The sequence below is a fragment of the Kerstersia sp. genome, from assembly GCF_052103615.1.
Lineage (GTDB): Bacteria > Pseudomonadota > Gammaproteobacteria > Burkholderiales > Burkholderiaceae_B > Kerstersia.
The window spans coordinates 1-14,122 of record NZ_JBQEKA010000059.1 but is presented as its reverse complement, the minus strand read 5'-3'; the positions used below and the strand labels follow the sequence as shown (position 1 = coordinate 14,122).

The window sequence follows — 14,122 nt, the reverse complement described above, 5'->3', positions numbered from 1 at the left end:
CGTCGAGCGCATCATGGCCGAAGAAGGCTTGTCGCCCAAAGCGGCAACCAAAAAGGCGATGCCGCAGATTTCCGGCGCGATTGTCGGGATCACGCTGGTGCTGACCACGGTGTTCCTGCCGCTGGGCTTCATGAGCGGTTCGGTCGGGGTGATTTACCGCCAGTTCGCCGTGGCCATGGCCGTGTCCATTCTGTTCTCGGCGTTCATGGCGCTGTCCTTCACGCCCGCGCTGTGCGTGACCTTGCTCAAACCGATCAAGGGCGACCATCAGGCGGAAAAGAAGGGGTTCTTCGGCTGGTTCAACCGCCACTTTGACCGCTTGACGCACCGCTATGAGCGCGGCGTGGGCAAGCTGCTGACGTGGAAGGGCCGCATGATGGTGCTGTTCCTGATCCTCGTGGTGGTGATGGGCTGGCTGTTCATGCGTTTGCCGACCTCCTTCCTGCCGCAGGAAGACCAGGGCTTTGTCATTACCAATATTGAGCTGCCCGCCGGTGCTTCGACGAATCGTACCAACGAGGTGATCAAGGAAGTGGAGGAATACTTCCAAGGCAACAAGTACGTCGAAAACATGGTGACGGTGCGCGGCTTCAGCTTCAACGGCAGCGGCTACAACGCGGCCATTGCCTTCGTGGTGCTGAAGGACTTCAAGGACCGTACCGCTCCGGACGCAAGCGCGGAGGCCATTGCTGGCGCCAGTATGGGCAAACTGCTGATGGGGATTCCGGACGCCTTGGTGGTAACGGTGAACCTGCCGGCGATTCCGTCGCTGGGCAACGCCAGCGGCTTCGACTTCCGCTTGATGGATGTGTCCAGCCAAGGGATTCCGGCGCTGAATGCGGCGGCAGCCAAGATGCTGGGCCTGGCCTCGGCCAGCGATGTGCTGTCGCAGGTGCGTATTACGGGCTTGGGCCCGGGCGCGCAGCTGACGCTGACAGTGGACCGGGTCAAGGCGGCTGCGCAAGGGGTGGATTTCTCCGAGCTGGCAGGCCTGATTTCCACCAGCCTGGGTTCGGCGTATCTGGGCAAGTTCCCGGATAACGGCCGGATGCAGAATGTCTGGGTGCAGGCCGATACGGCTTACCGCATGGAACTCGATGAGATCCTGAAGCTCAATGCGCGCAACCGAACTGGCGATATGGTGCCGCTGTCCACGTTCATCAGCTATGAATGGTCCAAGGGGCCGGTCCAGCTGGTGCGCTACAACAGCTTCCCGGCCGTGCGTATCGAAGGCAGCGCGGCGCCTGGCTATTCGTCGGGTGACGCCATGAAGGAAATGGAACACCTGATGGCGCAACTGCCTGGCGGCTTCTCCTATGCCTGGAACGGCCTGTCCTACCAGGAACAGGAAGCCGGTAACCAGACCTTCATCCTGATGGGCCTGGCGCTGCTGGTGGTGTTCATGGTGCTGGCCGCGCTGTATGAAAGCTGGGCCATTCCGCTGTCGGTCATGCTGGTCGTGCCGCTAGGGGTGCTGGGTTCGGTGGTGCTGGTGGGCGCGATGGGTATGGCCAACGATGTGTACTTCCACGTCGGGGTGATTACCGTGATCGGCTTGTCGGCGAAGAACGCCATTCTGATCGTGGAGTTTGCCAAGGACGCCTATGCGCGCGGCGGCACGCTGCTGGATGCGACCATGGAGGCGGCGCGCCTGCGCTTCCGTCCCATTCTGATGACATCCCTGGCGTTCATTCTTGGCGTGGTGCCGCTGGCTCTGGCCACTGGCGCCAGCGCGGCCAGCCAGCGGGCGGTCGGTACCGGCGTGTTGGGCGGTATGATCGCTGCCACGCCATTCGCGGTAGTATTCGTGCCTGTGTTCTTTGTTGTCGTCATGTCGATTTTCAAGACCCGTCCGCGCCTGTTGGGTGCCCAGGCGGCAGCGGCAGCGGCAGAAGCACAGATAGACAAGGAAGAAGGGAATAAAGCATGACTATCAAGCAAGATTCACAACATGCCTTGAAAGCAGGGCATGGCAAGGGACGCCTCTCGGTGCGCATGTTGCCGCTGGCGTTGACTCTTGCGCTGGGCGCGTGCTCACTGGCTCCTACCTATGAGCGCCCGGAAACGCCGACCGGCGCGACCTGGACCGCGACGCAAGGGGATGCCGAGGCCGCGCGTTCGGCAGCGGATATCAGCTGGCAAGAGTTCTTCCTTGATCCGCAGCTCAAGGCCCTGGTCGGCATTTCGCTGGAAAACAACCGCGATCTGCGCATGGCGCTGTTGCGTGTGGAAGAGGCCCGCGCGCAATACCGCATCCAGCGTGCGGACCAGGTGCCGAATATCGGCGCGAATGGCCAGGTGCAGCGCAGCCGGACGGCTGAACAGCTGCGCCCGGCCGGGCCGAACAGCCCGGCGCTGAGCACGGCCTATCAGGCCGGGCTGGCCATGACGTCCTACGAGCTGGACTTCTTCGGCCGGGTGCGCAATCTGTCCGAAGCGGCATTGCAGCAATACCTGGCGACGGAGCAGGCGGCACGGACGGCGCGCATTGCGCTGGTGACGGAAGTGGCCAATGCTTATTTCGCTGAGCGCGCTGCCGAGACCCTGTTGGATCTGGGCCGCAAGACGCGTGAAGCGCGTCAGGCATCGTATGAGCTGGTGCTGGCCCGCTTCGAAGGCGGCGTGGCAACCGAGCTGGAACTGAACCAGGCCCTGGGCCTGCGTGACGCCATTGATGCTGAATTGGCGCAACTGCAGCGTTCGTCCATGCAGGCCAAGAATGCGCTGGCGCTGCTGATCGGCCAGGAACTGCCGGCGGATCTGCCGGACGCATCGGCCTTTGGCAGCAGCCAGCTGATCGCCGATATCCCGGTGGGCATGCCGTCGGCGTTGCTGGAGCAGCGTCCCGATATCCTGGGGGCGGAAAACCAGCTGTTGTCCGCCAACGCCAATATCGGCGCGGCGCGCGCAGCCTTCTTCCCGAGCATTTCGCTGACCGGCCAGTTCGGCACGGCCAGCACGCACCTCTCCGATCTGTTCGGCAGCGGTTCGGGCGCATGGTCCTTCATCCCTGTCATCAATCTGCCCATCTTCACCGGCGGACGTTTGCAGGCCAATCTGGACCTGGCGGAAGTGCGCAAGGACATGGCAGTCGCCAACTATGAAAAGACGATTCAGCAGGCCTTCCGCGAAGTGGCGGACTCCCTGGCTGGCGAGGCGACTTACGGCGACCAGCTGAAGTCCCTGCGCGCCCAGGAGAAGGCGGCCGGACGCACGCTGGAATTGTCCAATCTGCGCTATGAAACCGGGGTGGATAGCTATCTGCAAGTGCAGACGGCGCAAATCTCGCATTTCTCGGCGCAGCAAGCCGTGGTGCAAGCGGAAGCGGCATCCTTGAACAACCGGGTGGCGCTCTACAAGGCGCTGGGCGGCGGCTGGAAGGCTGAGGAACTGGCTGCCCAGCAGCAGGCCGGCGAGCCGGCAGCGGCCGAGCAGTAAGCGAGCGGAGCAAGGGGAAGCAGCCATGGAATTGGGTGTCAATATTGACCATGTGGCGACGCTGCGGCAACAGCGCGGCACTTCCTACCCTGACCCGGTGGAAGCCGCGCTGCGCGCCGAAGCTGCCGGGGCAGACTTGATTACGCTGCACTTGCGCGAAGACCGGCGTCATATTCAGGATGCCGATGTCGTGGCGTTGCGGCCCAAGCTGCTGACGCGCATGAATCTGGAATGCGCGATTACCGAGGAAATGCTGGCGATTGCCTGCCAGGTTCGCCCGGATGATGTCTGTCTGGTGCCGGAGCGGCGCCAGGAGCTGACCACTGAGGGCGGCCTGGATGTGTTGGGGCATGCGGCGCAAGTCCGCGATGCCGTGGTCCGTTTGCAGGAGGCCGGTATTCGCGTTTCCCTGTTCATCGACCCGGACGCGCGTCAGATCGACGCGGCGCAGCAGGCTGGCGCAACGGTGATCGAGCTGCATACGGGCGACTACGCAGAGGCTGAAGGCCAGCGTGCTGCCCAGGCGCTGGAACGCTTGCGCCTGGCAGTCGGGCTGGCCAAGCAGGGCGGTCTGCGGGTCAATGCCGGGCACGGCCTGCACTATGGCAATGTGCAGGCAGTCGCCGCTTTGCCGGGGATCTCAGAACTGAATATCGGGCATGCCATCGTGGCTCAGGCGGTTTTCGTGGGTTGGGAAGCCGCCATTCGGGAAATGAAAGCCTTGATTATCCGGGCCGCCGTGGCCTGAGTGCCGCCGCAAAAAAAACGCCATGGCGCTGTTCGGGCGCCATGGCGTTTTTTTTGTCTGGCCAGCGGTGCTCCTTTCTGCGGGACCGGCAAGGATAGTCATGTATATCGGTTTTGAATTTCGATAGAATATTCTAATTATTATCAAAATTAAGAATTTATTTAACTTAAGCTTTTGTGCTTACTAATATTTATTAATTAACATAAAGCTCTGGAAATAGTTTTTCCGGTATTGGCATGCGCGATAACAATGTTTTATAGTGCTTGCTGGTATGTGAATCTTGGCTCGGAACGGGGGGTAAGGGTGTATCCGAATGGCGTGCCGGCTAATTACAATCACAAGGCTCCGGAGAATACCTGGCAACCGCCTGAGGACAGCAATTATCTGTCCATCCTTGACCATATTCCAATTGCCATATTCCGGCTGGATCTCGATGGCAGTATTGTCTGGTTCAATGCTGCCGCAGCGGCCTTGCTGAACGTTCTGCCCAATAAAGGTTTGGGGCAGCCCGTTGTCAGCATTTTCCGGGAATATGGCTTCAAAGACCGGACGCCTGGCCCTGTGATGCTGCAAGCGCAGCACGAGCAATTCGACAAGTGGCGTGAATTGGTCACCTGGGCGGCGACGCGCGGCGCGGTTTGGCATGGGGCTAGGGAATGCCTGGATTGCCAGTTCCGCCTGTATCTGCTAGATCATTTCGATACCCAGGGCTATTACCTGTTCGCCGAGGAGGTGCGGGAGCAGGATTTCACTCGCCATGAAAAAGGTTTTGACCTATTGACGGGCTTGCCGAATCGTTTGATGGCGGAGTCCTATTTCTGGCAACAAAAACGATATATCAATGCCCATTATGTTCCGGGGCAGCTGCTTTATTACATCCTAATAGATCTGGATGAATTCAAGCAGATAAATAATCGCTATGGACATCGTGCTGGCGATCAGGTTTTATTGGCAGTTGCCCAGCGTTTGCGGCAGGCAGGTCAGCAGCAGGGTTATTTGGCCCGGCTGGAAAGCGACGAATTCCTCATTATCTTGCCGCAGGCTGCCGAGCAGGATCTGCTGAGTTTGCTGGACGAATTGATTTCCCAGATGACCGAGCCATTCTGGAGCGGCAATCATCAGCTGAAGGTCAGCGCGAGCATCTCGGTGACGGCGCACGGCAAAGGGGATGAAAGCAATCTCGTTCTGGGCCTGAGCACCCGCACCCTGGCCCGCCAGGAAAGCGAGGGGATGCGGTACCTGACGCCCAAGGCGGCGCATGATATTTACCGCCTTTCCACCCTGACCAAAGATATTGACCGCGCCATTCGCAATAATGAATTTTTCCTGCAATATCAGGTGCAGGTCGATGCGAAGGGCTATGAGGTGCTGGGCGCGGAGGCATTGATCCGTTGGCAGCACCCGGATTTCGGGCTGGTTGCGCCGGGCGTCTTCGTGCCGCTGGTCGAGGACTCCCGCAAGTCTGCCGCGATGGGCTATTGGGTGCTGCGCGAAGTGTGCCGCCAGAGCCAGCTTATCCGGGAGCGTTTGGGCCGGCGTTTGCGCATTTCCGTGAATATCACGGTGGAGCAGGTGCTGGAAGCCGATTTCTATGAAAAGCTCTGCGACATTCTTGATACGCATGGCGTGGAATCGGCGGATATCGAGCTGGAAATCACTGAAACCATGCTCATCAGTGAAGTGGAAAGCGTCAGGCAGACCTTGCAGCGTTTGAGCGCCAGGGGGATTTCCATTGCGCTGGATGATTTCGGCACCGGTTATTCCAGTCTGTCGCATCTGGTGCAGTTTCCCGTGAGCCGCTTGAAGATAGACGGCAGCTTCGTGAGCCAATTGCCGGGTGATGTGCATCACGCGGCCATTGTCAGGGCCATCATCGGCATGGGGCGCAGCCTGGGCCTGAGAGTGGTGGCCGAAGGGGTGGAAACCGAGGCGCAGCGGGATTGGCTGGTGGCAGAGGGCTGCCACGAATTGCAGGGCTACCTGTTTGCCAGGCCGCAAGACCCTGAAAACATGATGGCGATGGTCATGAATTATCCGGGCGGGCTGTTCCAGCACGCTTGAGCAGCCCTGGGCGCACGCGACGGCGGCATGGGCTTTGCGCTACAGTAGCCACATGAATACTCGTGTGACATCACAAGCGGTAGGCGCCGAGCAAATGCCGGGAACCATTGCGGGCATGGGCACGGATTTGCTGCGCATTCCCCGCCTGGAAGCGACCCTGGCGCGGCGCGGCGAACGTTTCGCAGAAAAAATTCTCGGGCCTGACGAATGGCTGGTATATCAGCGGCGCAAACAACGCGACCCCAGGCGCGGTCTGCGCTATTTGGCGACCCGTTTCTGCGCGAAAGAAGCATTTTCCAAGGCGATAGGCCTGGGCATGCGGCATCCGATGTGGTGGCACCGCATGCAAACGCTGAACCAGGCTTCCGGGCGGCCAGTGGTGGTCTTGGCGGGTGAGCTGCTGGAATGGTATGTTGCGCGTTTCGGCGCAGCCCATATTTCCCTGACGGATGAAACCGATCTGGCTGCCGCCACGGTCATCGTAGAAAAAAAGGTATAGCAAAAATGTCTGGCGTGGAAACCCGTAGTGCGCTGCTGCCCGGCCCGGTCATGGTGGATGTGGAAGGGCTGTCGCTGACGCCCGCGGAAGCGGCGCGCATCGCCCATCCCTTGACTGGCGGCGTGATTCTGTTCGCGCGCAATTACCAGGACCGCGCCCAGCTGGAGGCGCTGACGGCGCAGATCCGCGCGGCCCGTCCCGGCCCTGTGCTGATTGCGGTCGATCACGAAGGCGGCCGGGTGCAGCGTTTCCGCACGGATGGCTTTACCCATATTCCGGCCATGCGTGCGCTGGGCGAAGCCTGGGATCAGGATCCTTTCCTGGGGCAGCGCCTGGCGACTGCCGCGGGTTATGTGCTGGCCGCCGAATTGCGCGCCTGCGGGGTGGATTTGAGCTTTACCCCGGTGCTGGATCTGGATTATGGCGGCAGCCGGGTCATCGGCAAGCGCGCCTTCCATCGTGAACCGGCCATTGTGGCGAGCCTGGCGCGAGCGCTCAATCACGGCCTGCTGCTGGCCGGGATGGCCAATTGCGGCAAACATTTTCCCGGCCACGGCTATGTGGAAGGGGATTCCCACCATGAAATGCCGGTCGATGACCGCAGCCTGGAAGCCATTCTGGCGGAAGACGGCGCGCCATATGTCTGGCTGGGGGATGCGGTGGTGCCTTCGGTGATGCCGGCGCACGTGGTGTACCGCCAGGTGGACGATCAGCCTGCCGGTTTTTCGCGCCGCTGGATTCAGGACATTCTGCGCGAGCGTCTGGGCTACGACGGCGTGGTGTTCTCCGACGACCTCACCATGGAGGCGGCGACGGCTGCCGGTGATATTCTGGCGCGTGCCGAAGCGGCGCTGGGCGCGGGTTGCGACATGGTGCTGGTGTGCAACCGCCCGGACTTGGCCGATGAACTGCTGGCCCGGTTGGCGCGGCCCGTGGATATGACCGCGGCGGCGCGGATTCAGCGCTTGCTGCCGCGCAGCGTGCCGCTTGATTGGCAGGCCTTGCAGGCTCAGCCGCTGTACCGCCAGGCGCGTCAGCAGGTCGATGAGCTGGCGGGCTTTCCTTCGGCGCATGGCGCGGCCTAGCCGCCGGACGCATGATGGATAGCAGTCAGGATCAGGCGGGTGCCGCCGGGGAAAGTGAAGCCTTTGATATCAAGGCTTTCCTGGCGCAGCTGCCCGGCCTGCCAGGGGTGTACCGGCACCTGGATGCCAATGGCGAAGTGCTGTATGTCGGCAAGGCCAAGGACCTCAAGAAACGCGTCTCTTCCTACTTCCAGAAGACGCTGGCTAGCCCTCGGATTGCCTTGATGGTGGCGCAGGTCGCGCGCATCGAAGTGACGGTCACGCGTTCCGAGGCTGAAGCGCTGATTCTTGAAAATAACCTGATCAAGCAGCTCAAGCCGCGCTACAACATTATTTTCCGCGACGACAAGTCGTATCCCTATATACAGCTGAGCGCCCATGCGGCCCCCAGGCTGGCGTATTACCGCGGTTCGACCAGCGGGCCAGGCCGTTTCTTCGGGCCGTATCCGAATGGCGGCGCAGTGCGTGAAACCATGCAGATCATCCAGAAGGTGTTCCGCCTGCGGACCTGTGAGGATGCGGTGTATGCCAACCGTTCCCGGCCCTGTTTGCTGTATCAGATCCATCGCTGTTCCGGCCCCTGTACGGGGCAGGTGTCGCTGGAAGATTATCAGCAGGATGTGCAGCGAGCGTCTGCTTTTCTGGATGGCAAGGCGGAAGATTTGCTCAAGGAAATCGAGCAGCGCATGTTCGCGGCATCGGAGTCCCTGGACTTCGAGGTGGCAGCTGTCTTGCGTGACCAGATGGGGGCGCTGGCCAGCATTCTGCATCAGCAGACCATGGAGGACGCCGATGCCGAGGACGCGGACATTATCGCGGTGGCCAGTGCGGGAGGACGTACCTGCGTGAATCTGGCCATGGTGCGCGGCGGGCGGCATCTGGGCGACAGGGCTGTCTTTCCGGCGCAAACGGCGGGCCAGCAGGAGATCCAGCTGGGCGAGGTGCTGGCGGCTTTTGCCGCCCAGCATTATCTGGCGCATCCGCTGCCGCCGGTGCTGGTCTGTTCGCATGCCTGGCCTGATCCCAGCCTGCTGGATCTGCTGTCGGCGCAGGCGGGCCGGAAGTCGCGTGTCATTTTGCGCCCGCAAGGTATCCGGCGCTCGTGGCTGGAGCAGGCGCAGCAGAATGCGGGCCTGGCCCTGGCCCGCGCCTTGAGTGAAAGCGGCGCGCGCACGGCGCGCACCCTGGCGCTGGCGGAAACCCTGGAACTGGATACTGACCCTGAGACGCTGGATGCGCTGCATATCGAGTGTTTCGATATCAGCCATACGGCTGGCGAAGCGACGCAGGCATCCTGTGTGGTTTACGCCCATCACGAAATGCAGCCCACGCTTTACCGGCGCTACAACATCGCCGGTATCACGCCGGGCGATGACTATGCCGCGATGCGGCAAGTCCTGTCGCGCCGTTTCGGTAAGGTTGCGGATGGCGATGCGCCCATGCCGGGGCTGGTGCTGATTGACGGCGGCCGCGGCCAGGTGGAAATGGCGCGCCAGGTATTCAGCGAGCTGGGTCTGGATATTGGCACGCTGGTCGGTGTGGCCAAGGGCGAAGGCCGCAAGGTGGGGCTGGAAACCCTGGTGTTTGCCGACGGCCGGGAGCCTCGGGCGCTAGGGCCGGAATCGGCCGCCCTGATGCTGGTGGCGCAGATTCGCGATGAGGCGCACCGCTTTGCCATTACCGGCATGCGTGCCCGGCGTTCCAAGGCAAGGCTGGTGTCACGCTTGGAAGAAATCGAAGGGGTGGGCGCCCGCCGCCGCCAGCGTTTGTTGGCGCGTTTTGGCGGTTTCGCAGGTGTGGTGCGTGCGAGCGTCAATGACCTGGCCTCGGTTGAAGGCATTTCACAAGGCTTGGCTCAGCGTATTTATGACGCGCTGCATTGATGGCTTAACGCTTGCATCATGCATGAAGTGGCAGGCAGGCTGGGCGTTTCAGGGCAACTGGCGCTAGAATGGCTCGAAGGGGCGCCAATCTGATCGGCGCGCCTGACGCCGCAACCTGCCTGGGTTAGCATACGCCGTTGTAAACATCGTTGATTTTCCATGCCGCTGAATCTTCCCATCCTGTTGACCTGGCTGCGCATCGTCATGATTCCGCTGGTGGTCGGCATGTTTTATCTGCCCGAATCCTGGTTGTCCGTGCCCGCACGGGATGTCATCGCGGCAGCCGCCTTTGTGCTGGCGGCCTTGACCGACTGGTTTGACGGCTGGCTGGCGCGCCGCTGGCAGCAAACCTCCGCCTTTGGCGCTTTTCTCGATCCGGTGGCAGATAAGCTGATGGTCAGCGCCGTGCTGCTGGTGCTGCTGGATCTGGGCCGGGTGGATGTGTTCGTGTCGCTGATCATCATCGGCCGCGAGCTGACCATTTCGGCCCTGCGCGAATGGATGGCGCAAATTGGCGCCGCTGCCAGCGTGGCCGTGCACCGCATCGGCAAATTCAAGACCGCCGCGCAGATGGTGGCCATCCCCTGCCTGCTGCTGGATAACGCCATCTCCTGGTTTCCAGCGCGCCAGATCGGCGGCGTGCTGATTATCGTGGCGGCCATTCTCACTTTGTGGTCCATGCTGTTTTACATGCAGCGGGCCTGGCCCATCATCAGCGAGCGCTCACGCTGAACCATCAGATCCATCTAGACGAATGCAATCAGGCAGCCGGACAATGTCCGGCTGCCTGATTGTTTATTGGCGCGGCGTGCGTGACGGCGCAGGCGCCCGTGTCCCGGGGGTGCCGCGCCATGGGTTGATATCCAGGCCGCCGCGGCGGGTATAGCAGGCATGGACGCGAAGCAGTGACGGTGCGCAGCGCGCCATCAGATCGCGGAAGATCTGTTCGGCGCATTGTTCATGAAAGCCCGTGTGCGTGCGGAAAGAGATGATGTAGCGCAGCAAGGCGGCATGCTCTATGGCGGGGCCGCGGTAATGAATTTGCACGCTGCCCCAGTCCGGCTGGCCGGTGACGGGGCAATTGGAGCGCAGCAGGCGCGACACCAGCGTTTCCTCGGCGGTGCTGGCGCCGGGCAGGCAGGCCAGCAGTCCGGGAGCGGGCGAATAATGATCGACGTCGATATCCAGGTGGTCTATGCACAGCCCTGGCAGCTCGGCCAGGGCGGGTGCCGCCATGGCCGCTGCCTCAAGCTGCAGTTCGACGCCAACGGGCGCTTGCGCCACCTCGGACAGATCTGCCGCCAGTTGCGCGCGCAAGGCATCGGCGCTGGCATGGCGGGTTTGATTGTGGCTATTCAGATAGAGCTTGAAGGATTTGGACTCGATCAGATTGGGGCTGTCGGCGGGCAAGGTAAACGTCGCCATGGCAACGACAGGCTTGCCGCGCGGGTTCAGCCAGGATAGTTCGTAGGCGCGCCAGATGTCGGCGCCCTGGAAGGGCAGCGGGCCGGTCAGGCCCAGCACCTGGCGGGCGGCCAGCCGGGGGATGGCTTGCAGCACGCTGGGATCATAGTGCTCGGGGTAGCTGACGGTCTGTCCCAGCAGGGTTGCGGCGGGCAGGGAAGAATGGCTCATGGCAGGGCTCGGCAAACATAAAAAACAATGCCCATATTTTATATGGTGAAAAGTCTTGCTTACCTGATGAAAAATGTTTGTTGCGCTGCGAAAAATTATATTTCACATCTCGGATGTATCTTTTCATAGTGTGGTGATTGTTTTTTAACTTATTGAATATAAAGAATAAATTAATTTATCTTGTATAGGGGTAAGAGGAATGTTGCGGCGCATATAAAACTTAGAATTTCTCCCAACGGTTTCAATTTTTTCATCGTCAATCCAAAGAAGCTGCTGAGGAGGCAAACCATGAGCACCCGTGAGAACATGATCCGTGCATTGCAGAAAGACTGGGCGGAGAACCCGCGCTGGAAGGGCATCCGTCGCGATTACGACGCGGCGGAAGTGGTCCGTCTGCGCGGCACGGCCGGCATTGAACATACGCTGGCCCGCCGCGGCGCAGAAAAGCTGTGGCAGCAACTGCACGAGCAACCCTTCGTCAATGCGCTGGGCGCTTTGACCGGCAACCAGGCCATGCAGCAGGTGAAGGCGGGTCTGAAGGCCATTTATCTGTCGGGCTGGCAGGTGGCGGGCGACGCCAACCTGGCGGGCGAAATGTACCCGGATCAATCGCTGTACCCGGCGAATTCCGTGCCGCAGGTGGTGCGCCGCATTAATAATGCCTTGCAACGCTGCGACCAGATCCAGTGGATGGAAGGCCGCAATCCGGGCGACGAGGGTTATATCGACTACTACGCGCCCATCGTTGCCGACGCCGAAGCCGGTTTCGGCGGTGTGCTCAATGCCTTCGAACTGATGAAGGCCATGATCGAAGCGGGCGCATCGGGCGTGCACTTCGAGGATCAGCTGGCTTCGGCCAAGAAGTGCGGCCACTTGGGCGGCAAGGTGCTGGTGCCGACGCGTGAAGCCGTGGCGAAGCTGGCGGCTGCCCGCCTGGCTGCCGACGTGCTGAATGTGCCGACGCTGCTGGTGGCGCGCACCGACGCTGACGCGGCTGACCTGCTGACCAGCGATGTGGACGAAAACGACCGCCCCTTCATTACGGGCGAGCGCACCGTGGAAGGTTTCTTCCGCACGCGTCCCGGCATTGAACAGGCCATTTCGCGCGGCCTGGCCTATGCGCCGTATGCGGATCTGGTCTGGTGCGAAACGTCGGTGCCGGATCTGGAATATGCCCGCCGCTTTGCTGAGGCCATGCACCGCCAGTTCCCGGACAAAATGCTGTCGTACAACTGCTCGCCGTCCTTCAACTGGAAGAAGAACCTGGATGACGCCACGATTGCCAAGTTCCAGCGTGAGCTGGGCGCCATGGGCTACAAGTTCCAGTTCATCACCCTGGCGGGCTTCCATGCGCTGAACTACGGCATGTTCGATCTGGCCTACGGCTATGCGCGCCGCAACATGAGCGCCTTCGTCGAGTTGCAGGAAAAGGAATTCGCGGCGGGCGAGCGCGGCTTCACGGCGGTCAAGCACCAGCGCGAAGTGGGCACGGGCTATTTCGATGCGGTGACCCAGGCAGTCGAGGGCGGCGCTTCATCGACCACGGCCCTGACCGGTTCCACCGAGGAAGCGCAATTCGCGGCTCAGCATTGAGCGCGGCGGATCGCCGTTAATCAGGCAGTGACTTTTTCCCGTTTTCCGGTGGCGGCGGGAAGAAGGCATCCGGCAGTGCGGTGTGGGCCGCGCCTGCTGTCTCGGGCAGGTTGCCGGGTGCACGTGTTAGACCGCTGCGGCTTCTGGCGGTAGTCATCGGATATGGAGGAGGCGGAACACTGCGTGGGGCAGTGTTCCGGGAGACAGCCGCACCTGGATGTGCGGTGTTGACCGGCTGCCAAGGCGCCTGGCGTCATGGCGGTCAGCCAAAGAAAAATCCCGGCGGAGTGGTGTCCGCCGGGATTTTTTGTTTGTTGGGCTTCAGTGCGTTCAGCTTCAGTGCGTTCGGCTGTCAGCGCTTAAGCTGCCGCCTGCATGCGCGGCATGGCTGGCGCTGCGGGCCTATGCGGGAACCGTCCTGCAATCTGCCGCGCCCCGTCAAACAGCTGCCTGTTTTCAGAGGGCGGCAGGGGGGATGGCCGCTCTGCCCGGAGGCAGAGCGTGACGCATCAGTTTGCCGCTGCAGCGTGCTGCTGCGCATCCACGACAGCCAGAGCCGTCATGTTGACGATGCGGCGCACGGTGGCGCTGTTGGTCAGCACATGCGCCGGCAGGGCTGCGCCCAGCAGGATGGGGCCCATGGCGACACCGTGGCTGCCGGTCATCTTCAGCAGGTTATAGGTGATGTTGCCGGCATCCAGGTTGGGCATGACCAGCAGATTGGCGCGGCCGTGCAGCGTGCTGTCGGGGTAGGACAGCTTGCGGATTTTTTCCGACAAGGCCGAATCCGCGTGCATTTCGCCATCGACTTCCAGGTCAGGCGCCTGTTGCGCTAGCAGTTCGCGCGCCTGGGCCATCTTGTTCGACGATTCGCTGGGGCGGCTGCCGAAGTTGGAGTGCGACAGCAGCGCAATCTTCGGTTCCACGCCAAAGCGGCGCATTTCGTGCGCGGCCTGGATCGTGATGTCGGCCAGTTCCTCGGCGTCGGGATTTTCGTTGACGTGCGTGTCGGTAATGAACAGAGTCTGTTCCGGCAGCATCAGCACATTCAGCGCGCCGTAGGCCTTGATGCCAGGCTTGCGGCCGATGACATCGTCGATGTAGCGCAACTGGTTGTCATAACGGCTGCTGACGCCGCAGATCAGCGCGTCGGCATCGCCGCGCTTGACCAGCAAGGCAC

The 14,122-nt window shown here is 61.5% G+C and carries 11 protein-coding genes; 9 read left to right on the top strand and 2 right to left on the bottom strand.

Annotated elements, in window-relative coordinates; genetic code table 11:
- The 8 genes from ACTJGZ_RS11780 to pgsA form a co-directional block, all read left to right on the top strand.
- On the top strand, positions 1-1,930 hold a 1,930-nt coding region (locus ACTJGZ_RS11780), incomplete at its 5' end, for an efflux RND transporter permease subunit (protein ID WP_441663111.1).
- A 65-nt stretch (positions 1,931-1,995) separates the two neighbouring features.
- Positions 1,996-3,438 carry an efflux transporter outer membrane subunit gene (locus ACTJGZ_RS11775; RefSeq protein ID WP_441663116.1) on the top strand — a complete coding sequence of 481 codons (1,443 nt, stop codon included), beginning with the start codon at positions 1,996-1,998 and terminating at the stop codon, positions 3,436-3,438.
- A gap of 25 nt (positions 3,439-3,463) precedes the next feature.
- Positions 3,464-4,186: a pyridoxine 5'-phosphate synthase gene (pdxJ, locus tag ACTJGZ_RS11770; protein ID WP_441663110.1), complete on the top strand. Its 723-nt coding sequence runs from the start codon at positions 3,464-3,466 to the stop codon at positions 4,184-4,186.
- A gap of 249 nt (positions 4,187-4,435) precedes the next feature.
- Positions 4,436-6,247: a putative bifunctional diguanylate cyclase/phosphodiesterase gene (locus ACTJGZ_RS11765; RefSeq protein ID WP_441663109.1), complete on the top strand. Its 1,812-nt coding sequence runs from the start codon at positions 4,436-4,438 to the stop codon at positions 6,245-6,247.
- Positions 6,248-6,299: 52 nt separating this feature from the next.
- Positions 6,300-6,746, top strand: a complete 447-nt coding sequence (acpS, locus tag ACTJGZ_RS11760; protein WP_441663108.1) for a holo-ACP synthase — start codon at positions 6,300-6,302, stop codon at positions 6,744-6,746.
- Between the two features lie 5 nt (positions 6,747-6,751).
- Entirely contained in the window at positions 6,752-7,831 is a 1,080-nt protein-coding gene (gene nagZ / locus ACTJGZ_RS11755) for a beta-N-acetylhexosaminidase (RefSeq protein WP_441663107.1), read from the top strand.
- A gap of 14 nt (positions 7,832-7,845) precedes the next feature.
- A complete protein-coding gene (uvrC, locus tag ACTJGZ_RS11750; RefSeq protein ID WP_441663115.1) occupies positions 7,846-9,714 on the top strand; it encodes an excinuclease ABC subunit UvrC in 1,869 nt (622 codons plus the stop codon).
- A gap of 159 nt (positions 9,715-9,873) precedes the next feature.
- Positions 9,874-10,446: a CDP-diacylglycerol--glycerol-3-phosphate 3-phosphatidyltransferase gene (pgsA, locus tag ACTJGZ_RS11745; RefSeq protein ID WP_441663106.1), complete on the top strand. Its 573-nt coding sequence runs from the start codon at positions 9,874-9,876 to the stop codon at positions 10,444-10,446.
- Positions 10,447-10,509: 63 nt separating this feature from the next.
- Here pgsA and queF read toward each other — a convergent pair whose 3' ends face one another.
- A complete protein-coding gene (queF, locus tag ACTJGZ_RS11740; protein ID WP_441663105.1) occupies positions 10,510-11,349 on the bottom strand; it encodes an NADPH-dependent 7-cyano-7-deazaguanine reductase QueF in 840 nt (279 codons plus the stop codon).
- A 288-nt stretch (positions 11,350-11,637) separates the two neighbouring features.
- On the opposite strand from queF, the gene aceA reads away from it, so the two are divergent.
- On the top strand, positions 11,638-12,942 hold the full coding sequence (aceA, locus tag ACTJGZ_RS11735; protein ID WP_441663104.1) for an isocitrate lyase: 1,305 nt from the start codon (positions 11,638-11,640) through the stop codon (positions 12,940-12,942).
- Positions 12,943-13,451: 509 nt separating this feature from the next.
- Here aceA and ACTJGZ_RS11730 read toward each other — a convergent pair.
- The coding region (locus ACTJGZ_RS11730; RefSeq protein WP_441663103.1) for a phosphate acyltransferase at positions 13,452-14,122 on the bottom strand (671 nt) is incomplete at its 5' end.

Excerpts from the sequence above, each read along its gene's own strand:
- pdxJ (WP_441663110.1), top strand. The coding sequence starts at position 3,464 with ATGGAATTGGGTGTCAATATTGACCATGTGGCGACGCTGCGGCAACAG.
- ACTJGZ_RS11775 (WP_441663116.1), top strand. The coding sequence starts at position 1,996 with ATGTTGCCGCTGGCGTTGACTCTTGCGCTGGGCGCGTGCTCACTGGCT.
- uvrC (WP_441663115.1), top strand. The coding sequence starts at position 7,846 with ATGGATAGCAGTCAGGATCAGGCGGGTGCCGCCGGGGAAAGTGAAGCC.
- pgsA (WP_441663106.1), top strand. The coding sequence starts at position 9,874 with ATGCCGCTGAATCTTCCCATCCTGTTGACCTGGCTGCGCATCGTCATG.
- queF (WP_441663105.1), bottom strand. The coding sequence starts at position 11,349 with ATGAGCCATTCTTCCCTGCCCGCCGCAACCCTGCTGGGACAGACCGTC.
- aceA (WP_441663104.1), top strand. The coding sequence starts at position 11,638 with ATGAGCACCCGTGAGAACATGATCCGTGCATTGCAGAAAGACTGGGCG.
- ACTJGZ_RS11765 (WP_441663109.1), top strand. The coding sequence starts at position 4,436 with ATGTTTTATAGTGCTTGCTGGTATGTGAATCTTGGCTCGGAACGGGGG.
- acpS (WP_441663108.1), top strand. The coding sequence starts at position 6,300 with ATGAATACTCGTGTGACATCACAAGCGGTAGGCGCCGAGCAAATGCCG.
- nagZ (WP_441663107.1), top strand. The coding sequence starts at position 6,752 with ATGTCTGGCGTGGAAACCCGTAGTGCGCTGCTGCCCGGCCCGGTCATG.